This window comes from uncultured Campylobacter sp. (assembly GCF_938045225.1).
Lineage (GTDB): Bacteria > Campylobacterota > Campylobacteria > Campylobacterales > Campylobacteraceae > Campylobacter_A.
The window spans coordinates 1-1,662 of record NZ_CALINL010000191.1 but is presented as its reverse complement, the minus strand read 5'-3'; the positions used below and the strand labels follow the sequence as shown (position 1 = coordinate 1,662).

At 45.5% G+C, this 1,662-nt stretch carries 1 protein-coding gene; it reads left to right on the top strand.

The genetic code is table 11. The features are described from left to right. The first annotated feature begins 186 nt into the window (after nt 1-186). A complete protein-coding gene (locus tag Q0200_RS07210) occupies nt 187-1,617 on the top strand; it encodes a DUF4139 domain-containing protein (protein WP_297939629.1) in 1,431 nt (476 codons plus the stop codon). The last annotated feature ends 45 nt before the right edge of the window (nt 1,618-1,662 follow it).

Here is a 1,662-nt window from a genome sequence, read left to right as displayed (position 1 = left end):
GGCTTTAGCCTCTTTTATCTAAAAGGCGTGGCGCCGGCAGAGGTCAAGACCTCCGACATCTACCGCGGCGTGGTGCCTTTTATCGCGATACAAATTTTAGTTCTGATCATCTTTACGATTATCTTGTTAGGCTAAAATTTATCTTTGTAAGGCTATAATCTCTTAAATTTACCCAAAGGAGAAAAAATGAGAGAGATAGCCTTAGTTTCGGCGTTTGCCCTTATCGCGAGCGCCGAAAGCAACCTGATAGAAATCTACAAAAACGCCTCATTTATACATCAAAACTTTAGCAACCAAAAAAGCGAATTTAGCCTAAATTTGCCAGATTTCGTTGAGCTTGAGGATATCGACGTAGCTGCGTCGTGCGAGCTAGTGAGCCTAAATTTAAACGAAGCAAAGCCTGCAGAAAACGAGGCATACGCTAAATTTAAGCAAAACGAAAAAGAGCTTGAAGAGCTAAACGACAAGCTAAACGCGCTAAACTCCAAAAACGCTTTTTTAAATAATTTTCCCGCTTTTAAAGAGCAAAGCGTCGCAAATTTGGACGCCGACGGCGATAAATTTTACGAAGCGGTACTAAAAAATCTAGCTCAAATTTCGCAAACCAAAAAGCAAATCGACGAGCTGAAAAAGAAAATGAACGCGACCGAGGTTAAAAATTTCCAAAAGCTTGATTTGAAATTCGAATGCGACCCAAAACAGGTCAAGATCTCCTATCCCGTGGGCGTTAGCGTAAATTTGAAAAATAAAATCCATGCCGACGTCGCCAGAGGCAAGGTCGAAATCTCGCAAAATTTGACCGTGACAAATCCTTTGGGTATCGATCTAAACTCCCTCACCATCGCGCTTTATCCGTTTTACTACTCGTCAAATTTAACGCCAGCGCCGTTTTATCCGCGCTATGAGGGCAAACCAAAGCCGCGAGATATGATGCCGCTAGCAGCTGCGCCGATGATGGAGGCGAGTGCCGATATGGCCGTGGCAAAAGCGTCCGCAAAGAAAAATAGCGTAAAAGACGTACGGGCTAGTAACGACGAAAACGCGCTCGCAAACGCATGGCGCATCGAGGGCGTTAGTTTAAAGGCGGACGAAACGGCTGATTTTGCTTATGATAAACAGAGCCTGGATGCTAAATTTGACTTAGTGATCGACGGCTACGGCAGCGCGGGCGCGTTCGTTAGAGCCGCGTTTAAGCCCGAGCGAAGCATAGAGGGCGCGCAAAGCGAGTTTAAAATCGATAGCATAAATATCGGCAAAAGGTACGTAGGCTACGCCGCCGGCGAGGAGGCGAAGGAGTTTTTCGGCAAAAACGAGCTTGTTAGCGTGAAAAAAGAAGCTAACGGCGAATATACGAAAGAGTCGTTTTTCGGCTCGAAAAACAAGATCTCGCGCGGGTATAAATTTAGCGTCAAAAACGGCTCAAAACTCGCATGGGACGTGGTTTTAGAGGAACAAGTGCCCGTCAGCACGCATGAGAGCGTAAGCGTAAGCGTGAAAAACGACCCTAAAGAAAACGAAATCGGCAAAGACGGCAAGGTGACGTGGAAATTTGCGCTCAAACCAAATGAGAGCAAGGAGATAAATTTTTCCTATGAGTTAACCAAGCCGAGCGAATAAGATTGTAAATTTGCCTTGCTGCGGCTTGTCTCGCGAGCGCTTTTT

What these genes read in the sequence shown, in the direction of transcription:
- Q0200_RS07210 (WP_297939629.1), top strand. Translation starts at nt 187, where the DNA reads ATGAGAGAGATAGCCTTAGTTTCGGCGTTTGCCCTTATCGCGAGCGCC.